The organism is Pantoea sp. CFCC18179, assembly GCF_059412405.1.
In genome coordinates, this window is the sequence record NZ_JBNBPM010000006.1 from 141,327 (window position 1) to 160,243 (window position 18,917).

Below are 18,917 nucleotides of genomic sequence, written 5' to 3' on the forward strand. Positions count from 1 at the left end.
AGGAGAGCAACAATGGCTTCATCTACCACATCCAATACGCCGCCTGTGCAGCGTAACGGGCTGCAATTAGGACGCATTTGGGACAACTTCGGCATGCTGGTGGTGTTCGCGCTGCTGTTTATCGTCTGTGCCATCTTCGTGCCGAACTTTGGTTCGATTATCAATATGAAAGGGCTTGGGCTGGCGATGTCGATGTCCGGCATGGTGGCGTGCGGCATGCTGTTCTGCTTGGCTTCCGGCGATTTCGACTTGTCGGTGGCGTCGGTTATCGCCTGCGCGGGCGTGGTCACCGCGGTGGTGATCAACATGACTGAAAGCCTGTGGATTGGCGTCGCCGCCGGTTTAGTGCTCGGCATGGTAACCGGCTTTATCAATGGCTTTGTTATCGCCCGCCTGAAAATCAACGCGTTAATCACCACGCTCGCCACCATGCAGATTGTGCGCGGACTGGCGTATATCTTCTCCGATGGTAAAGCGGTTGGCATTGAAGATGAGCGCTTCTTCACGCTGGGTTACGCCAACTGGCTCGGCGTGCCGGCGCCGATTTGGCTAACTATCGCCACCATGGTGCTGTTTGGTTTCCTGCTGAACAAAACCACGTTTGGCCGCAACACGCTGGCGATTGGCGGTAACGAAGAAGCCGCGCGGCTGGCCGGTGTGCCAGTGGTACGCACCCGCATCATCATCTTTATTTTGTCCGGTTTGGTCTCAGCGGCAGCGGGGATTATCTTGGCTTCGCGCATGACCAGCGGCCAGCCGATGACATCGTTGGGTTACGAGTTGATCGTGATTTCCGCCTGCGTGTTGGGCGGTGTGTCGCTGAAAGGTGGCATCGGCAAAATTTCGTATGTGGTCGCAGGTGTGTTGATTCTCGGTACGGTTGAGAATGCGATGAATTTATTGAATATCTCGCCATTCTCACAGTATGTGGTGCGCGGTTTGATACTGTTAGCGGCGGTGATTTTTGACCGCTACAAACAGAAAAATAAAGCCGCCTAATTATCTACCGTAAGCGGGTCCGTGCTGGCCCGCTTAACGTATTGCACGCGAAAGTGAGGGCACTATGTACCATCGCGAACCGCCAAATGAGCAGCAGAATCCGTTATTGCCCGGTTATCCGTTTAACGCCTGGCTGGTGGCGGGATTGACGCCAATTAACGCCCATGACGCGCTGGATTTCTTTGTCGATCGCCCGCACGGCATGAAAGGCTACATCCTCAATCTGACCATCAAAGGCCAGGGAAGGGTGTTTGATGGCGAATCAGCGTTTGATTGCGAACCCGGCGATCTGCTGCTGTTTCAACCGAAAACCCCGCATTATTATGGCCGCGCGCCCGATAGCCCATGCTGGTTTCATCGCTGGGTCTATTTCCGTCCGCGTGCTTACTGGACCGATTGGTTGCAGTGGCAGGATGAACGCCAGGGCGTTGGGCGTTTGCGTTTGTCCGAAACCCAGCGCGGCGAGTTTGATCGCCTGTTTGCCAGCATTGAACAAACCCACAATTCCGGTCGCCGCTTTGCCGAAGAGTTGGCGATGAATTTACTTGAGCGCCTGCTGCTGCGCGCGGTAGAGGAAGATCCGCGCAGTCATCAGCAAATTCGCGATCCGCGGGTGATCGAAGCTTGCCAATACATCACCAACCATCTTGCGGGTGAGGTGAAAATTGAAGAGGTGGCGCGCCATGTATGTTTATCGCCATCGCGCTTAGCGCATCTGTTCCGCGAGCAGATGGGCATCAATTTACTGCGCTGGCGCGAGGATCAACGGGTGATTCGCGCCAAACTATTACTGCAAACCACACAAGAACCGATCGCCTCGGTTGGCCGCGAAGTGGGCTATGACGACCAGCTCTATTTCTCACGCGTGTTCCGCAAACGCGTCGGCGTCAGCCCTAGCGACTTCCGCCGCCGCAGCCAGGATGCACAGGATGCTTTAGTCGTGCATGAAAGCTGGCAATCCGCACGGAGTGCTATTTCCTGAGTTTTCAGGTGATTCCGCCTTGTTCTTATAGACTGATTCGTCTTAAATCAGTCTGGTAACGAACAAGAGGAATGAGAATGAGCGATAAATTACGTGTCGGCCTGATTGGCTACGGTTTTGCCAGCAAAACCTTTCATGCACCCTTGATCGCCGGCACGCCGGATGTTGAGCTGGCGGCGATCTCAAGTAGCGATGCCAGCAAAGTGCATGCGGACTGGCCTTCAGTGCAGGTGGTTTCGGATCCACAAGCGCTGCTGGATGACCCGACACTGCAACTGATTGTTATTCCTACCCCGAATGACACCCATTTCCCGCTGGCTAAAGCGGCGTTGAATGCTGGTAAACATGTGGTGGTCGATAAGCCGTTTACCGTGACGTTGTCACAGGCGCGTGAGCTGGATGCGCTGGCGAAAAGCAAAGGTTTGATGCTTTCGGTGTTCCACAACCGTCGTTGGGACAGCGATTTCCTTACTCTAAAAAGCTTACTGAACGACGGTACGTTGGGTGAAGTGCGCTATTTCGAATCCCACTTTGACCGTTTCCGTCCGGAAGTCCGTCAACGCTGGCGTGAAATGAAAGGCGCGGGCAGCGGCATTTGGTTTGATCTCGGCCCGCACGTGCTGGATCAGGCTTTGCAGCTGTTTGGCACGCCAGTGGCGATCAATGTTGATATGGCTGAATTGCGTCCCGGTGCGCAAACCACCGATTACTTCCATGCGGTGTTGACCTATCCAACCCGTCGCGTGGTGTTGCACGCCAGCATGCTGGTGGCGGCAGAATCGGCGCGCTATATCGTGCACGGCACGCGTGGCAGCTACGTTAAATACGGTCTCGACCCGCAGGAAGATCGCCTGAAAGCAGGCGAACGTCCACCGCAGGAAGATTGGGGCTATGACATGCGCAACGGCACGCTAACACTGGCGGAAGGCGATGTGATGGTGGAGAAAGAGCTGCTGACGCTGCCGGGTAATTATCCGGCGTACTATGCGGCGATTCGTGATGCCATTGCTGGAACCGGCGCTAATCCAGTTGAAGCCGAAGAGGCGATTCAGGTGATGGAGTTGATCGAGTTGGGCTTGCAGTCCGCCGAGAAGCGCCAAACCATGTCACTGAAGTAATCACATAGAGGTCGCCAAAAATGGCGACCCTGCGTTAAACGGTACGCAAATGCGTACCGTTTTTTTATCCCGCCACACGCGCACGCAGCGCGGCTTTTTCTGCATCGCTCAGGAACGCGATGGTGACGCCGTTATCCTGCGCCTGACGCATCTGTTCCTGGCTCAATCCAGCAAGCGGTGCCGCCACTTCATATTCATGCGCCAATTCCACGCCCTGAACCGCCGGATCGTCAGTGTTGATGGTAGCGAGAATGCCGTGTTGCAGGAACGCTTGCAGCGGATGGCTGGCGAGTGATGAAACCGTGCTGGTCTGAATGTTAGAGGTTAGGCAAGATTCAATACCAATGCGCTGTTCAGCGAGGAAATCCATCAGCGCGCGATCTTCAATCGCCTTAACGCCATGACCAATACGTTCTGCGCCCAACTCGCGAATTGCCTGCCAGATACTTTCCGGGCCAGCGGCTTCACCGGCATGCACGGTAATGCGGAAACCGGCGTCACGCGCGCGATTGAAGTGGCTGAGGAATTCACTGCCCGGGAAACCGAGTTCATCACCGGCCAAATCGACAGCCGTGATGCCATCGCGATGGGCGAGCAATCCTTCCAGTTCACGCAAACAGGCTTCTTCACCAAAGGTTCGGCTCATAATCCCGGTCAAGCGCACGTCAACGCCGTATTGCTGAATACCGGCGCGCACGCCATCAATCACCGCTTCAACTACACCGGCAATCGGCAATTTATGTGTCATCGCCATATAGCCCGGCGAGAAGCGCAGTTCGGCATAATGGATGCCTGCGCGCGCCGCATCTTCAACGTTTTCCAGCGCAATACGACGACAGGCATCCAAATCGCCCAGTACTTTTACGCCCCAATCGAGTTTTTGCAGAAAGCTCACCAGATCCGGTTCATTGGCGGTGACTTGCACATGCGGACGCAACTCTTCGAGCGAATGAGCGGGCAGCGCGAGGTTGAACTGGCGTCCTAAATCGAGAATGGTTTGTGCGCGGATGTTGCCATCAAGGTGGCGGTGAATGTCGGTAAGGGGGAGTTTAGGATCAATCATGTCGCACTCGCTTAAGTTTCGTAAAGTGCAGAGGATTATAAAAACATCTTGCGCAACTGCGCCAGTTATTTGCGCAAACGCGAAAACGGATGCTGAATTAATCAGCATCCGTCACCGTTTAGAACGATTTCAAAGCGGCAATCAGGCGATCTAATCCATCGTCCAGTTTACTGCGTGGGCATCCGGCATTGAGGCGCAGATAGCCGCGGCTGGCGGCACCATATGTGGAACCTGGCATGATCGCCACTTTGTGCTGCTGAATCAGACACTGTTGCAGCGCCTGTTCATCAATACCCAAAGGATTGAGATCGATCCACGCCAGATAGGTTGCCGCGGGCGGCTGCCAGTTCAGCGTTGGAAATTCTGCATTTAATCGTTGCGCGATGTGCTGCATGTTAGCGCTTAGATATTGGCGTAATGCATCCAGCCAAGGCGCGCCATCACGATATGCGGCGATGGTCGCCGCCACCGCCATCACCGCAGGCGAAGATAAGCCATCCTGCTTTTTCAATGCGTGGAACCAGGCCTGGCGATCTGCTTGGTCAGGAATGATGCCCCATGCGCCGGTCAGCGCCGGGATGTTGAAGCTTTTGGATGCTGAGGTAAACAGCGCCCAATCGTTTTCAGCCACCTGGCTCCACGGCGTATGTTGAGCGTCACTCAGCACCATATCCATATGGATCTCATCGCTAATCACCTTCACACCGTGTTGTTGGCACAACGCCGCCATCTGGCGCAATTCCTGCACTTGCCACACTTTGCCGGTTGGATTGTGCGGACTGCACAGCAACATCACTTTGCAACGCGGCCGCGCCAGCAAGCTTTCTAGCTGTGCCATGTCACAAAGCCATGCATTTCCGTGACGTTGTAACGGTAACTCCAGCACCTTGCGTTGATTGCCATTAATGGTGTTGTAAAACGCATCATAGGCAGGTGTGTGGATTAGCACTTCGTCGTCAGCTTGCGTCCAGTGGCGCAACAACTGCGCCACCATATAAATCACCGACGGACCGTATACCACCGATTCAGAAGCGACTTCCGTAGCAAAGCGGTTGCGCATCCAATGCTGAATCGCCGAGATAAAATCATCATGCTGCCAACGGCTATAACCAAAAACGCCATGATCAAGCCGCTGCTGTAACGCCTCAACGATGCAAGGCGCCGTGGCGAAATCCATATCGGAAATGGTGAAGGGCAGCAAATCCGCCACGCCAAAGCGGTCGGCGACGAAATCCCACTGCGTGCACCAACTGCCGTGACGATCAACCACTTGATTGAAATCGAAATCCTGCATCATTACACCGTTGCGCTCATCAGGTGCGCCATCTCATCTTTCACCGACTGAACCTGCGGGCCCATCACCACTTGCAGGTTAGTGGCATTAACATGCACCACGCCGATTGCGCCGTTGGCTTTCAAGGCCGCGTCATCGACTTTGCTCATATCGACCACGGTTAAACGCAGACGTGTCAGGCAGTTATCCAGCGACGCGATGTTTTCGATGCCGCCTAAGGCCGCCAAAATAGCTGGCGTATCGAAGCCTGATTTGCCGATGTTGGCGCGATTTACTTGCTGGGCAACGCTATTCGTTTCGACTTCGCGACCCGGTGTTTTGATGTTGAAGTGACTGATGGCGAAACGGAAGATGGCGTAGTAACCGACGAACCATACAGCGGCGATCACCGGTACCCAGTACCATTTGGTCGACAAGCCGTGCAGCACGCCGAAGACGAAGAAGTCGATGACGTTGCCATCGGTGTTACCGATGGTGACCCCCAGCATCGCCATCACGGTGAAGCCCAAACCGGTCAGAATGGCGTGAATGAGATACAGCACAGGCGCAACAAACAGGAACAGGAATTCCAGCGGTTCCGTGGTGCCACCGACCACACAAGCCACCACGCCAGAAATCAGCAGGCCTTTAATTTTATGACGGTTTTCCGGACGCGCGCAGTGATACATCGCTAATGCGGCACCTGGCAAACCACCGAGGAAGGCCGGCATTTTACCTTGCGACAGGAAACGCGTGGCGCTCTCGGCGAAACCGTGGGTATCCGCACACGCTAACTGCGCCTGGAAGATGGTCAATGCGCCGCTGACGCTTTTGCCACACACATCCATAGTGCCGCCCGCATCGGTAAAGCGAATGATCGCCACCAGAATGTGCTGCAAACCAAATGGCAGCAGCAAACGTTCGCCGGTACCAAAGATCATTGGGCCAAACTCACCGGCGCTGTTGATTACCCAGCCAAGGCCGGTAATCGCACGCGCAAAGAAAGGCCAAATCAGCGGTACGACTAAACCGAGCACGCCCATTGCCATCGCGGTCACGATGGGTACAAAGCGCGTACCACCGAAGAATGCCAATGCATCTGGCAGACGAATGTTATGGAAGCGTTCATGCAACCAGAACACCACGATGCCGACAATCACCGCGCCGAGAATACCGGTATCGATCGACTGAATACCGAGGATGTTTTGTACGTTGTTGGCTTTCAGCACTGCGGCATCGGTGGTCGGCAGAATGCCATTGATGTTGAGCCAGAAGTTGATGCTGAGATTCAGCACCGCGTAACCGACAAAACCGGCAAACGCCGCCACACCTTTGTTTTCACGCGCCATACCCAGCGGAATGGCAATCGCGAACATCACCGGCAAGTAGCTAAAGGCAAATGAACCGATCTTCGCCAGCCAGATAAACAGGTATTGCAGGAACGGCTGATCGAGCATCGGAATCAGCGTTAACACGTCGTGGCTGCTGAGTGAGCTACCAATCCCTAGCAGAATGCCGCAGAACGACAGCAGAGCAACGGGCAACATAAAGGTTTTACCCAAACTTTGGAAAAACTCCCAAAGTGACATTTTGGGGCGGCTGGCGGACATAGGTACTCCTGGCGATAAAAGTGAAAGGGTTCAATGTGGTCAAGGATGATAAAACGTTTTATCACTACGTTTTGTGGCTATAGTCACAAAGAGTGACTAATCGCAGACTTTATTTTTGTGGAAATCAGTGTAACGTTTTATCACTTTGTTTTTGGACGTCGGTAACGGAACACTATGTCCCAGCAGAAAACCACTATTCATGATGTGGCCGTGGTCGCCGGGGTTTCGGTCTCTACCGTATCGTTGGTGCTCTCCGGAAAAGGGCGTATTTCGCCTGCCACGGCGACACGTGTCAATCAGGCGATTGAGCAACTCGGCTATGTGCGTAATCGCTCTGCTTCCATCTTGCGCGGCGGCGAAAGCGGCGTAATCGGCTTAATCGTGCGCGATCTCAGTCAACCGTTTTATGCGGCGATGACCGCTGGACTGAGCGAAGTATTAGAACAGCAAGGCAAAGTGTTGGTGTTGACGCAAAGCGGTCAACATGGTCAGCATCTTAAGCGCTGCTATGACACGCTGGTGGCGCAGGGCGCGGATGGCATTGTGCTGGGCGGCGCGGTGGCGCAGGCCGAAACGCTGGTGCCACAGGCGCGAGAACAACAGATCGCCTTGGTATGCGCTTCGCGTGCCAGCAGCCTGGATAACGTTGACTCCTTACGTCCTGACAATAGCCAGGCGGCACGCATGGCGACGGAGTATTTGATCCGTCAGGGACATCAGCGCATTGCGTGGATGGGCGGGTTGGGATCGTCATTGACGCGTGCTGAACGCATCGGCGGCTATTGCGCGACTTTGTTGCAGTACGGTTTACCGTTTCGCGCTGACTGGATTATTGAGTGTGACGATCGCCAGCAAAGCGTGGCAGCCTTAACGCTTGAGTTGCTGCGTCAGCATCCCGGCATCACCGCGATTCTGGCGCATAACGGCAGTACCGCTCTTGGCTGCTACTTTGGCGCATTGCGCTGTGGACGCACTTTTGGCGAAGGCGCGGTTGACAGTTATTACACCCAACAATTGGCGTTGGTGGGTTTCAATGATGATCCGCAACGCGAACTGCACGATCCCACCATGACGTTTGTCAGCAGTGAAGCGCGCGATGTGGGAAGGCGGGCAGCGGAGCGGATGTTACAACGGTTGGCACAGCCGGAAGGAGAGGTTCAAAGCCTAATTGTACCGCCACAATTGATTCGCGGCGAAGTGTAGAGGAGGCCCAACGGGCCTCCAATCGCAAAAGATTACTCCGGCATGCCTTCGCTGGTCGGTGCGCCCAGCATATAGCGTGACAGGAACTGCTCCAGCGTCATCTTATCGCCATTCATGGTGACCTGGCCGTTACCGTATTGCAGGCTGGTGACGATGTTGTCATCCTGCTGCTGGGTCAGACGGAACATTTGGCCCATCGCCGCCAAACCTTTCACCTGCTGATCCGCCAGTTTCTGCGCGTCATCACCCTGATAACCTTCTGCCAGACCCACATTGCGCATGGTTTCGGTCGCCATCGGCATGTTGATAGTCAGCTTGCCATCGAGGCTTTTCAGCACGCGATCCACTGCGGCGCCTAAATTCTGTGCTTCGCCGGTGACGGTGGTCGGATCGTTGAAGCCGACATTCAGGTTGAAGGTGCTTTCACCTTTGTCATTTTTCCAGCTCAGCGGTGCAATGCTCAGCGTTGGCGAGCCTTTGAGCAGCGTCGGCAAGTTATTACGCAGGATGGTTTGCACGCTGGCTTGATAACGAATCGGATCTTCCGCCACGCCCGGCTGATTCAGCAAATCCTGCATTTGCGTGTTGTAAGTATCCGAGAAGGCTTTCACCGCTTGCGCATCAAACTGGGCAAATTTCATCGCGAGCTTCGCCTGGCCAAACGGCTGTTTTTGCAGGGTGATCTTGTCGGCATTGACATCCAACTGGCCGCCAATCTTGCCATCTTTGTTATCAAACGAAGAGGTGGTTTTCAGATTCTCCAGCGATAAACCTTCCTGGCCGTTGATGCTGGCATTCAGTTTATCGAGTGAAATCGATTGATCGCCCACGCGCACGCCTTCCGGACTGAGATGCGTATCGCCGCTCAGTTTCAGGCCGTTGAGGGTAAACAGCACCGGCATCTCAACCTGATTTTTGCTGGTGACCGCAATGCTGGAGAAATCACCATCCAAGCTGACTTTATCGCCTTTATTGTCGGCGCTGATGTTCAATGTGCCGCCATTGGTCGCCAGGCGATCGCCGGTTTGCGCATTGTTGTAATCCACCGCCAGCAGGTTGAGTGCCGTCGCGGTCGCACCGTTGTAGCCCACGCGGGTATCAGCAGTCACCAGCGATTTGCCGTCGGTCAGCTCAAACAATTTCTTCACCGCATCGGTGTTTTCCAGTTCGCTGTGCACTGATGCCATGCTTGGAATCAGGATGCCGCGTTTTAACTGCGCAAACGGGAATGGGCCGTGATCAATGGTTTCGTTCAGAACGATGCTTTGACCCGGTTTTAACAGCGGATTGTCATTGGTTTGCGAACTGGCTTGCACCACCAATTTGGTCTTGCTGCTGAATACGCCACGCTGGTAATCCTGATAGCTCAACGTCAAGCGGCTGTTCGGCGCATAGGCGTTCAGCTGCGCATTGGCATTCTGCAACATCTCATCCATGTGGCTTTCCAGTTGTTTACCGGTAAACCATGAAGCACCAGTCCAAATCACGCCGAGCGCCACAATCACACCTACGGCAACCTTGGTCTTTTTCATCGCTGTGTCGTCCTTATCCTTGCGTCCGCACGCCGCTGGTCGGTGCGCGACGGGTGAAGAAAAACGCCCGCAGGCGTTTTAAATTAATAGTTTGAAAGAATAGCAGTTAATGCTGCAAGCGTCAGCCGGTTCAGTCCAGCGTATTGTAGACGCGCGCCAGCCGTCCGGTACCGGCAGCGTTGACTGGCGACTCGTTGGCGGCGATAAAGCAAGATTCACCCGGCTTCAGTACCAACTGTTGACCTGATTTCTCAATGATCGCCTGTCCTTCAATGCAGAACAGCAGGGCGGCACTGTTTTGTGTAAGCGCTTGCGGCGCCGCTGAAAGTGCATGAATCGCAAAGGCAAAATCATCAACCGGGATCGGGAAGATCAAGTTTTCGCCGTCACGCTGCGGCTGGGTGAGCAAGGTTGCCGCCGGTTTGGCGTGGAATTTCAGGTTGGCCATCAGTTCCGGAATATCGATGAACTTCGGCGTTAATCCCGCGCGCAGCACGTTGTCTGAGTTCGCCATCACTTCCAGCGCCACACCTTTTAAATAAGCGTGCGGCGTTTCGGCAAACAGGAACATCGCGTCACCCGGTTGCAGCGTAATCACGTTGAGCAGCAGCGGGGAGAACAGGCCGCTGTCATCGGGATAGTCTGCGGCGATCATTTTAATGGTCTGCCACGGCTCGCCTTGATGAGCATTCAGCGCGGACTTCAACACGCCGATAGCGCGCGATTTGGCTTCATCCTTCAGCGATAACAGGGTAGAGAACAACGTCGCCAGGTTGGCTTCATCGGCATTTTCCAGGAAGTGGGCGATTTGCGGATGCGCGCCAGCCACCGGTTCCAGCAGTGAGACGATCTCATGCAGCTCGCGGAAACCGTTCATCGCCTGGAATGGCGTTAAGGCATACACCAATTCTGGCTTGTGGTTGGCATCTTTATAGTTACGTTCAGCGGCGCTTAGCGGAATGCCTGCGGCATTTTCGCGAGCGAAGCCTTCCTCGGCTGCAGTCTTGCTCGGATGCACCTGAATCGACAGCGCTTGGTCGGCGCACAACACTTTAAAAAGAAACGGCAGTTCGCCAAAACGTTCGGCAACGGCTTTGCCTAAGATGGCGGGCTGGTCAGCATTGATCACATCGCGCAGGGAACGCGTCTCACCGTTGATCTCGACGGTTGAAGGACTTTTTGGATGTGCGCCCATCCACAGCTCAGCCATCGGTAATCTTTGTGGATTTTCAATGCCATAAAGCTCTGTCAGCGCAGTTTTGCTGCCCCAAGCGTAATTTTGCAGCGAATTGTTCAATTTTTGCATCATTTGCCCTTAGTAACCGTAAGTAATTAGGCTTATTAAAGCAGAAAGTGCCATAGAAAATACACGAACAAGTGCAATAAAGGCGATAGGCTCGCATAATGTTAAATTCTTGTATGTGACAATCTTGCTCGCTCTGTAGCGTCGCGGGAAGGCGTTCAGAGCGGAAATCTCAAAATCTGAGCTAAGGAGACGTAGTCATGGCAGCCAATCGCATTGAAAAAGACTCAATGGGACCGATCGACGTACCGGCAGATAAGTTGTGGGGCGCACAAACCCAGCGTTCGCTGGAACATTTCAAAATCTCAACCGAGAAGATGCCGGTGGCATTGGTACACGCGTTGGCGTTAACCAAACGCGCGGCGGCGCAGGTTAATCAGGATCTGGGCTTACTGCCCGCCGATCGTGCGCAAGCCATCCTCAAAGCCGCTGACGAAGTGTTGGCTGATAAGCACAGTGATGAGTTTCCGCTGGCCATCTGGCAAACCGGTTCTGGAACGCAAACCAACATGAACATGAATGAAGTGTTGGCCAACCGCGCCAGTGAAATTTTGGGCGGCGAGCGCGGCATGTCGCGTTTAGTGCATCCCAATGATGATGTAAATAAAAGCCAAAGCTCTAACGATGTGTTCCCCACCGCGATGCACGTGGCAGCGGTTATCGCGGTGCGCGAGCAACTGATTCCGCAAATTCAGGTGTTGAAAAAGACGCTGAGCGAGAAATCCGAGGCTTTCAAAGATATCGTCAAAATTGGTCGTACCCACTTGCAAGATGCCACGCCGCTGACGCTCGGCCAGGAAATCTCCGGTTGGGTGGCGATGCTGGAGCACAACCTCAAACACATTGAAAACAGCATTCCGCATGTGGCTGAGTTGGCATTGGGCGGTACGGCGGTCGGAACCGGTCTGAATACTCATCCGGAATACGCGGTACGTGTCGCCAAAGCGCTGGCCGATCTCACCAAACAGCCATTTGTTACCGCGCCGAATAAATTCGAAGCGTTGGCGACCTGCGATGCCTTGGTGCATGCGCACGGCGCGCTGAAAGGTTTAGCGGCTTCGTTGATGAAAATTGCCAACGATGTGCGCTGGCTGGCGTCCGGTCCGCGCTGCGGCATCGGCGAACTGGCGATCCCGGAAAACGAACCAGGCAGCTCGATCATGCCAGGCAAAGTCAATCCAACCCAATGCGAAGCTTTAACCATGCTGTGTTGCCAGGTGATGGGCAATGATGTGGCGGTGAATATTGGCGGTGCATCCGGCAACTTTGAACTCAACGTGTTCCGTCCGATGGTGATCCATAACTTTCTGCAATCGGTGCGTCTGCTGGCCGACGGCATGGACAGTTTCAATCATCATTGCGCAATTGGCATTGAGCCGGTGCGCGAACGTATTGACCAATTGCTCAACGAATCGCTGATGTTAGTTACCGCGCTAAATACCCACATCGGCTACGACAAAGCGGCTGAAATCGCCAAGAAAGCGCATAAAGAAGGGCTGACGCTGAAAGGCTCGGCGCTAAAATTGGGCTACCTCACCGAAGAACAGTTCGATGAATGGGTGCGCCCGCAAGATATGGTTGGCAGTATGAAGCAGTAATCGCCGCACACCATTTCAGGCCAGCGCTGCTGGCCTTTTTTATGCCAATCGATCGCTCCACAAATGCATGCGCGGAATAATCAGATGCAATGGCTCCGCCAGCGGTTTATGGCGATGCGCGACATTATCGGCATCGTAATTAAGCAATTCACCCAATATCGGCACTTGCGTGCGATCGCGACACAGCACCAGCAACGGAGAAGGGCACGCCAGTTGCACCTGCTTTTTCTCGCTGGCGCGCCACACGCGGGCAATCGGCTGCACTTTAACCGGACGCTTGATTTTCAATTTGGCGTTGGCCGGTAACGAAAGAATCGCCTCCAACTCTTGCTGCACTTTCTCCGCCCACTGTTCACGCGTCCACGGCGCTTGGGCGCGATTGGCTTTCAGACTGCGCTCCAGTTGCTCAATCACCGCATCGCGTGTCACGTTCTTTATGATGTTTTTGTTCGCCCAGCCGAAGCGCAAACTGTCTGGCGAATTGAGCAAGGTGACGCTGCGATAGGCGTTGAGCGTAATCAAGCCACGCAGATGCTGGTGGACAAACTCAAAGCGCGCTTCGCTCGGCAGACCCGAATCCACAGTAATCAACTGTTCAAGCCGCTGCTTCAACGTGTTGATCTCATTCACTTGCTGCGTAATGCGCTCATGCACAATCTCATCCGCTTCGATGCAAATCGCGCCAGGCAAACGTACCGCCGCTTTGGTGCTGAGTTTTTCTGACTGATGCTGCATAAACAGCCGGCAATAGTGCCCCAGCGCCATTTCGCGCGCGGTTTTACCCAGATGCTGAGTCACCGCGATGCGTTCTATTTCATCATGTTCATGGCCTTTCTCGATTTCTGGCAAGCTGAACACACGCGCGATCAGCAATGTCTGATCTTCTACTTGCTGACGTAACGCCGCCAATGCTCGCTCCAGCGCATTCACGCAATCGTGGAGATCGGCCACCAAATCATAACGCGCCATAAAAATCCCTCATAGTTACAACATACTTAACAGTGTACTGACTGCGGTGCCAATCTGCCAGCGATGTGCTTGAAAATTGTCTGGCAGGGAACATCGGCATTTTTCCTGCTGGATTAACGTGTTATAACAATGCTTTGCCTGCTAACGGAATATTGTTGTGACGTCGCATCCTAAGCCTCCCGCTCCCGCCATCATCACGCTCGGACTGGTGCAAATCCTTTCATGGGGCGGATCGTTCTATTTGATGGCGGTGATGGCCAATCCGATCGTGGCGGAAACCGGTTGGTCGCAGCAATGGGTGTACGGCGCACTGTCGCTCGGCATGCTGATTTCCGGATTGCTGGCACCGTTGAGCGGCCGCTTGATTTCCCGTTCCTATGGCCGCGTGTTGCTGGCGGCGAGCGGGACGGTGATGGCGCTGGGCTTGGTAATCATGGGATTAAGTCACAATCTGCCGCTGTTTCTATTTGCCTGGCTGATTATCGGCATTGGCATGGCGATGGGATTGTACGATGCGCTGTTTGCCACGCTCGGCACCTTATATGGCGGCCAGGCGCGCGGGGCGATTACCGGCATCACGCTAATTTCGGGTTTCTGCACCACGTTAGTCTGGCCGGGTACGGCGCTGCTAATTCATTGGCTGGATTGGCGTGGCGCCTGTTTTGCTATCGCCGGATTGCTGTGTTTATCGGTTTTACCGGCTTATTTATATGCGCTACCGGCACCGGAACGTCGCCTCGCCGCCAGCAAACCTGTCCCCAACAGCAATGGCAATGAAATAGCGCCCACGCTGTTCTGGTTATTGTGCAGCATTTTCACTCTCGCCTCGGTGATCATGACGGCAATATCCGTGCAGTTAATTACCTTATTGCAAGCCAGCGGCCATACGCTGGCGTCGGCGTTGGCCATCAGTGCGATTCTCGGTCCCTGCCAGGTTGGCTCGCGCATTGTCGATATCGCCTTTAAGCGCGGTCATCCAATCTGGACCACCTTCTGTTCGGTGGGATTGGTGGCGCTCGGCTTGTTGCTGCTGGCGATTTTTCCGCAATTTGCGGTGCTGAGTATGGTGTTGTACGGTGCCGGAAATGGCTTACGCGCAATAGTGCGCGGAACTTTACCGCTGGTGATGGTCAAACCAGAAGCCTACGCGATTGTGATAGGACGCATGGCACGTCCCGCGTTAATCGGCCAGGCGTTAACGCCGCTGGTTGGCGGTTACGTGTTTCAGCATCTCGGCGCCAACGCCACCTTGTGGTTACTGTGCGTGTTGGCGTTGATTAACGTGCTGCTGGTGGTGGCGCTGAAGCAGAAATTGCCGCAGCCAGAAAGGGCAGTGATAAACTAAGCAGCCTGTGCGCTTATGCCGAATCAAATGATGAATACGTGCCTTGATCACAGTGGTCGGCTTCTAAAAAGCAACAGTGTTTGTTATATTTATTGCTTATTCATTACACACATTCGCGGCATAAAAACAACGAAATAGTCCGCAACTCAGGAAATTGAAATGCTTGATTACCGCTTCCCGACAGCTTTGCAGATGGTTTTGAGCGTAGCGATGGCGGAGCAATTGGGTAAACGCTCGACCAGTGCCATTTTGGCGTACGGTCTTGAAGCGAATCCCAGTTTCATTCGGAAACTTATGGTTCCGCTCACGCGAGACGGCATTATCGTCTCAACGCTTGGTCGCACCGGCTCGATCCACTTAGGTCGCCCGGCTGCCGAGATTACGCTGCGTGACATTTATACTTCTGTGATTGAAGACAAAAAGCTCTGGGCCTCACGTCCCGATGTGGCACCGCGTTGTTTGGTCAGTGCCAACCTGTGTTGGTATTTCAAATCGATTGCTGAAGAGGCCGAAGAAGCGTCGCTGAAGGTGCTGGAAACCCGCACCGTAGCGGATGCGCTGGCTGAACTGAAGCATAACGACACCAGCAACTGCGAAGAACTGCCGGATCTCGAACTCGCCGATCTGTGCAAAAAAGGTCGATAATCTCCCCGCATCCCGTAGGGTCGCCATTCATGGTGACTTTTTTTTATCTAAATTTTCACGAAAAAAATCCGGGCACAGTGGCCCGGATGGTTCACTTCAACGCTAACCATTATGTTATGCGGTCTGCACTTCCGCTTGTGGCTGCTTGCGCGTCACCAGCTTACGCAAGGTCACATAGAACACCGGCGTCAGGAACAGCCCGAACAGCGTTACGCCAAGCATCCCGGAGAACACGGTAATCCCGGTGACGCCGCGCACTTCCGCACCTGCACCTTCGCCGAGAATCAGCGGAATGGTACCAGCGATAAAGGCGATCGAGGTCATGACGATCGGACGCAAACGTAGGCGACAGGCTTCCAGCGCCGCATCGACAATGCTGCGACCTTGCATCTCCAGTTCACGTGCAAACTCGACGATAAGAATCGCGTTCTTACACGCCAGCCCCATTAACACCACCAGACCGACCTGCACAAACACGTTGTTATCGCCGCCGGTCAGCCACACGCCAACCAGCGCAGACAACATGGTCACCGGCACAATCAGGATCACCGCCAGCGGCAGCGTCCAGCTTTCATACAGCGCCGCCAGCACCAGGAACGCCAGCAGCACCGCTACCGGGAACACAATCAGCGCGGTATTGCCCTGGGTTGATTGCTGATAACTCAGATCGGTCCATTCGATGTTCATGCCGTTTGGCAGCACCTGGCTCGACATCGCTTCCAGCTTCTGCATTGCTTGCGCCGAAGAGAGCACGCGCGGATCGGCATCACCAATCAAATCTGCCGCCGGATAGCCGTTATAGCGGATCACCGGATCGGGGCCGTAAGTGGTGGTGATATTCACCATGCTGCCAATCGGCACCATTTCGCCACGATCGTTGCGGGTACGCAGATTGCCAATGTCCTGCACGCTATCGCGGAACTCACCATCCGCCTGCGCCATTACGCGCCAGGTACGACCAAACTTATTGAAATCGTTGACATACGACGATCCCAAATAGGTTTGCAGCGTGCTGAACAGATCGGTTAACGACACGCCTTGCGCTTTGGCTTTGTCGCGGTCCACCTGCACATCCAACTGCGGTACGTTGGCTTGATAAGAGGAGATTGGGAACATCATGCCGGGCGTCTGCAATACCGCGCCGGTCATGGTGTTGATGGCGGTTTGCAGTGCTCCGTAGCCCAAACCAGCGCGATCCTGCACATACAACGAATAACCGGAACCTTGTCCCAGACCCAAAATTGGCGGAGGCATGATTGAGAAACCAAAGCCTTGCTGAATCTTGGATATCTTGGCGTTGATTTCGGCGTTAATTTCCGCCGCCGTACGCGTGCGTTCATTAAACGGCTTCAGACCGAAGAACACCGTTCCGGTATTTGGCGTGTTGGTGAACTGCAAGGCATTCAGGCCGGGGAAGGCAACAGAATAGGCCACGCCTTCGGTGTTCATGCCGATTTCGCTCATCTTACGAATCACTTCATCGGTACGCGCCAGCGAAGAACCTTCCGGCATTTTTACGCCACCAATCAGGTACAACTTATCCTGCGTGGGGATAAAGCCGCCCGGCACGGTGTGGAACATAAAGCCCGCGCCCGCCAGCAGCAGCACGTAAACCCCGAATACCGCGCCACGACGACGCAAGGTTTTGCCAACCAGCGATTCATAACCATCCGAACTGCGCTGGAAGAAGCTGTTGAACGGACGGAACAGCCAGCCGAGCAGACGATCAATAATGCGCGTCGGCATATCTTTCGCCGCGTCATGTGGCTTCAGCAGCAGCGCCGCCAGCGCCGGTGACAAGGTCAGCGAGTTAATTGCCGAAATCACTGTAGAAATGGCAATCGTCACCGCGAACTGTTTGTAGAACTGACCGGTTACCCCTGAAAGGAATGCCATCGGCACGAACACCGCACACAGCACCAAGGCGATAGCGATAATCGGCCCCGACACTTCTCGCATCGCCTGATGCGCCGCCGCGGTCGGTGACAAGCCTTGCTCAATGTTACGTTCGACGTTCTCCACCACCACGATGGCATCATCCACCACGATGCCAATCGCCAACACCAGGCCAAACAAACTCAAGGTGTTGAGCGAGAAGCCGAGCAGATAAAGGATGCTAAAGGTACCAACCACCGATACCGGTACTGCCAGCAACGGAATGATCGAGGCGCGCCAGGTTTGCAGGAACAGAATCACCACCAACACCACCAGCACAATCGCTTCAAACAGCGTTTGCACGACGGCGCGGATTGAGTCGCGCACAAACACCGTTGGATCGTACGGCGCTGCCCACTGCACATCGTCCGGGAAGCGGGTTGCCAGCTCGGCCATTTTGTCGCGCACCGCATTCGACAAATCAATCGCGTTGGCGCCCGGTGCCTGGAAGATACCGATGCCGACCGCATCTTTATTGTTGAGCTGCGAACGTAATGCATAACTGCCGGAACCCATCTCGATGCGCGCCACGTCACGCAGGCGCACCAAGGTGCCGTCGTCAGCGGTTTTCAGGATGATATTGCCGAACTGTTCTTCGCTTTCCAGGCGGCCTTGAGTATTAATCGACAGCAGGAAATCGCTCTGTTTCTTCAGCGGTTCCGCGCCGAGTTGACCGGCAGAAACCTGCACGTTCTGCTCTTGCATCGCGCTGACCACATCTGAAGCGGTCAAGCCGCGCGCCGCGACCTTGTTCGGATCGAGCCATACGCGCATGGCGTATTCACCAGCACCGAAGATCTGAATCTGCCCGACGCCCGGCAGGCGCGCCAGTTCATCTTTCACCTTCAAAGTGGCGTAGTTACGCAGATACAGCGAATCGTACTTGCCGTGCGGCGAGAACATGTGCACCACCAGCGTTAATGTCGGCGACATTTTCTGCGTGGTGAGGCCCAGTTGGCGCACTTCTTCTGGCAAACGCGCTTCGGCTTGCGCCACGCGGTTCTGTACCTGAACCTGCGCCTGATCCGGATCGGTGCCCGGACGGAACGTCACGGTGGTGACCAGCACGCCATCGGAACCGGCGACAGATTTCATGTACATCATGTTTTCTACCCCGTTGATGGCTTCTTCCAGCGGCGTCGCCACGGAATCTGCAATCACTTTGGGGTTGGCACCCGGATATTCCGCGCGTACCTGCACGCTCGGTGGCACCACGTTGGGATATTCACTGATCGGCAGCAGCGGAATGGCGATCAATCCGGTGGTAAAGATCAAAATCGACAGCACCGCCGCGAAGATCGGTCGGTCGATAAAAAAGCGGGAGAAATCCATAAAAGGCAGT

General features: G+C 54.6%; 14 protein-coding genes. 7 read left to right on the top strand and 7 right to left on the bottom strand.

Translation table 11 applies throughout. The features are described 5' to 3' along the window. Nucleotides 1-12: 12 nt before the first annotated feature. The 3 genes from araH to ACPUC7_RS13630 all read left to right on the top strand — a co-directional run bounded on the left by araH (nt 13) and on the right by ACPUC7_RS13630 (nt 3,099). Nucleotides 13-999, top strand: a complete 987-nt coding sequence (araH, locus tag ACPUC7_RS13620) for an L-arabinose ABC transporter permease AraH (RefSeq protein ID WP_343553582.1) — start codon at nt 13-15, stop codon at nt 997-999. A gap of 64 nt (nt 1,000-1,063) precedes the next feature. After that, nucleotides 1,064-1,981, top strand: a complete 918-nt coding sequence (gene araC / locus ACPUC7_RS13625) for an arabinose operon transcriptional regulator AraC (protein WP_494923306.1) — start codon at nt 1,064-1,066, stop codon at nt 1,979-1,981. 77 nt (nt 1,982-2,058) lie between these two features. Beyond that, on the top strand, nt 2,059-3,099 hold the full coding sequence (locus tag ACPUC7_RS13630) for an oxidoreductase (RefSeq protein ID WP_343553580.1): 1,041 nt from the start codon (nt 2,059-2,061) through the stop codon (nt 3,097-3,099). Nucleotides 3,100-3,163: 64 nt separating this feature from the next. On the opposite strand, the gene add is transcribed toward ACPUC7_RS13630, so the two are convergent. The 3 genes from add to malX form a co-directional block, all read right to left on the bottom strand. Further along, nucleotides 3,164-4,162 carry an adenosine deaminase gene (add, locus tag ACPUC7_RS13635; protein ID WP_494923307.1) on the bottom strand — a complete coding sequence of 333 codons (999 nt, stop codon included), beginning with the start codon at nt 4,160-4,162 and terminating at the stop codon, nt 3,164-3,166. Nucleotides 4,163-4,280: 118 nt separating this feature from the next. After that, nucleotides 4,281-5,459 carry a MalY/PatB family protein gene (locus tag ACPUC7_RS13640; RefSeq protein ID WP_494923308.1) on the bottom strand — a complete coding sequence of 393 codons (1,179 nt, stop codon included), beginning with the start codon at nt 5,457-5,459 and terminating at the stop codon, nt 4,281-4,283. Then, the gene (gene malX, locus ACPUC7_RS13645; RefSeq protein ID WP_343553577.1) at nt 5,459-7,045 is read right to left on the bottom strand and encodes a maltose/glucose-specific PTS transporter subunit IIBC; all 1,587 of its coding nucleotides are present in this window, start codon (nt 7,043-7,045) and stop codon (nt 5,459-5,461) included. Before malX ends, ACPUC7_RS13640 begins: the two co-directional genes overlap by 1 nt. A 174-nt stretch (nt 7,046-7,219) precedes the next feature. Here malX and malI point away from each other — a divergent pair, with 174 nt between their 5' ends. After that, the gene (gene malI / locus ACPUC7_RS13650) at nt 7,220-8,248 is read left to right on the top strand and encodes a Mal regulon transcriptional regulator MalI (RefSeq protein WP_494923309.1); all 1,029 of its coding nucleotides are present in this window, start codon (nt 7,220-7,222) and stop codon (nt 8,246-8,248) included. Between the two features lie 32 nt (nt 8,249-8,280). On the opposite strand, the gene ACPUC7_RS13655 is transcribed toward malI, so the two are convergent. Both ACPUC7_RS13655 and manA read right to left on the bottom strand, forming a co-directional pair. After that, the gene (locus tag ACPUC7_RS13655) at nt 8,281-9,780 is read right to left on the bottom strand and encodes a YdgA family protein (protein WP_494923310.1); all 1,500 of its coding nucleotides are present in this window, start codon (nt 9,778-9,780) and stop codon (nt 8,281-8,283) included. A 130-nt stretch (nt 9,781-9,910) separates the two neighbouring features. Beyond that, the gene (gene manA, locus ACPUC7_RS13660) at nt 9,911-11,086 is read right to left on the bottom strand and encodes a mannose-6-phosphate isomerase (protein WP_494923422.1); all 1,176 of its coding nucleotides are present in this window, start codon (nt 11,084-11,086) and stop codon (nt 9,911-9,913) included. A 197-nt stretch (nt 11,087-11,283) separates the two neighbouring features. Between manA and fumC the strand changes: the two genes are divergently transcribed. Further along, nucleotides 11,284-12,681, top strand: coding sequence for a class II fumarate hydratase (gene fumC / locus ACPUC7_RS13665; protein WP_494923311.1), 1,398 nt, complete (start codon nt 11,284-11,286; stop codon nt 12,679-12,681). Nucleotides 12,682-12,720: 39 nt separating this feature from the next. Here the strand turns inward: fumC and tus are convergent, their stop codons facing one another. After that, the gene (tus, locus tag ACPUC7_RS13670; protein ID WP_494923312.1) at nt 12,721-13,650 is read right to left on the bottom strand and encodes a DNA replication terminus site-binding protein; all 930 of its coding nucleotides are present in this window, start codon (nt 13,648-13,650) and stop codon (nt 12,721-12,723) included. A 157-nt stretch (nt 13,651-13,807) separates the two neighbouring features. On the opposite strand from tus, the gene ACPUC7_RS13675 reads away from it, so the two are divergent. Both ACPUC7_RS13675 and ACPUC7_RS13680 read left to right on the top strand, forming a co-directional pair. Then, nucleotides 13,808-14,995 carry an MFS transporter gene (locus tag ACPUC7_RS13675; protein ID WP_494923313.1) on the top strand — a complete coding sequence of 396 codons (1,188 nt, stop codon included), beginning with the start codon at nt 13,808-13,810 and terminating at the stop codon, nt 14,993-14,995. Between the two features lie 159 nt (nt 14,996-15,154). After that, the gene (locus tag ACPUC7_RS13680) at nt 15,155-15,640 is read left to right on the top strand and encodes an RrF2 family transcriptional regulator (protein WP_008110154.1); all 486 of its coding nucleotides are present in this window, start codon (nt 15,155-15,157) and stop codon (nt 15,638-15,640) included. 114 nt (nt 15,641-15,754) lie between these two features. Here ACPUC7_RS13680 and oqxB read toward each other — a convergent pair whose 3' ends face one another. After that, nucleotides 15,755-18,907 carry a multidrug efflux RND transporter permease subunit OqxB gene (gene oqxB, locus ACPUC7_RS13685; RefSeq protein WP_494923314.1) on the bottom strand — a complete coding sequence of 1,051 codons (3,153 nt, stop codon included), beginning with the start codon at nt 18,905-18,907 and terminating at the stop codon, nt 15,755-15,757. Nucleotides 18,908-18,917: the final 10 nt, after the last annotated feature.

Bases quoted from the DNA above. Each gene is read 5' to 3' on its own strand.
- malI (WP_494923309.1), top strand. From the start codon at position 7,220: ATGTCCCAGCAGAAAACCACTATTCATGATGTGGCCGTGGTCGCCGGG.
- fumC (WP_494923311.1), top strand. From the start codon at position 11,284: ATGGCAGCCAATCGCATTGAAAAAGACTCAATGGGACCGATCGACGTA.
- araH (WP_343553582.1), top strand. From the start codon at position 13: ATGGCTTCATCTACCACATCCAATACGCCGCCTGTGCAGCGTAACGGG.
- araC (WP_494923306.1), top strand. From the start codon at position 1,064: ATGTACCATCGCGAACCGCCAAATGAGCAGCAGAATCCGTTATTGCCC.
- add (WP_494923307.1), bottom strand. From the start codon at position 4,162: ATGATTGATCCTAAACTCCCCCTTACCGACATTCACCGCCACCTTGAT.
- ACPUC7_RS13640 (WP_494923308.1), bottom strand. From the start codon at position 5,459: ATGATGCAGGATTTCGATTTCAATCAAGTGGTTGATCGTCACGGCAGT.
- ACPUC7_RS13655 (WP_494923310.1), bottom strand. From the start codon at position 9,780: ATGAAAAAGACCAAGGTTGCCGTAGGTGTGATTGTGGCGCTCGGCGTG.
- tus (WP_494923312.1), bottom strand. From the start codon at position 13,650: ATGGCGCGTTATGATTTGGTGGCCGATCTCCACGATTGCGTGAATGCG.
- manA (WP_494923422.1), bottom strand. From the start codon at position 11,086: ATGCAAAAATTGAACAATTCGCTGCAAAATTACGCTTGGGGCAGCAAA.
- malX (WP_343553577.1), bottom strand. From the start codon at position 7,045: ATGTCCGCCAGCCGCCCCAAAATGTCACTTTGGGAGTTTTTCCAAAGT.
- ACPUC7_RS13630 (WP_343553580.1), top strand. From the start codon at position 2,059: ATGAGCGATAAATTACGTGTCGGCCTGATTGGCTACGGTTTTGCCAGC.
- oqxB (WP_494923314.1), bottom strand. From the start codon at position 18,907: ATGGATTTCTCCCGCTTTTTTATCGACCGACCGATCTTCGCGGCGGTG.
- ACPUC7_RS13680 (WP_008110154.1), top strand. From the start codon at position 15,155: ATGCTTGATTACCGCTTCCCGACAGCTTTGCAGATGGTTTTGAGCGTA.